General features: G+C 73.2%; 1 pseudogene. It reads left to right on the top strand.

Going from position 1 to position 380, the window contains the following annotated elements:
* Nucleotides 1–71 precede the first annotated feature (71 nt).
* Nucleotides 72–380 (top strand): annotated as a pseudogene (locus tag HG542_RS34315) (hypothetical protein); the annotation flags it as partial.

Raw genomic sequence — 380 nt, forward strand, 5'->3', positions numbered from 1 at the left:
ACGGCGGACAGGGCCGTGTCAGCCTCGACGAGCGCGCGGCCGGTGGCCGCGCCCGTTGACTGGGGGCAGGAATGAGACAACGGCTCTTATCGGCGACTGCCACGGCCCTGGCCTGCGTGGTGCTGACCGCCGGCGGGACAGGAGCGGCCCAGGCGGCCACTGCCGCACCCGCACACACGGCCGCGTCGGCCGTCGCGCCGGCCGACGACCCGACGCCCGACGAGCAGGCACAGCTGCGCGTCGTGGCCGCCGCCATCTGGAACCAGCAGCTGGCCGACGGCTGGAACATGAACAATGACGTGGCCGACGTGCTGTCCCAGGCCACCGGTGCGATCCTCAAGTGCTCCGAGGCGTTCGCGCTCGTCCCGAAGCCACCGGGG

It is taken from the genome of Streptomyces morookaense (assembly GCF_013030945.1).
GTDB classification, from domain to species: Bacteria; Actinomycetota; Actinomycetes; order Streptomycetales; family Streptomycetaceae; genus Streptomyces; species Streptomyces morookaensis.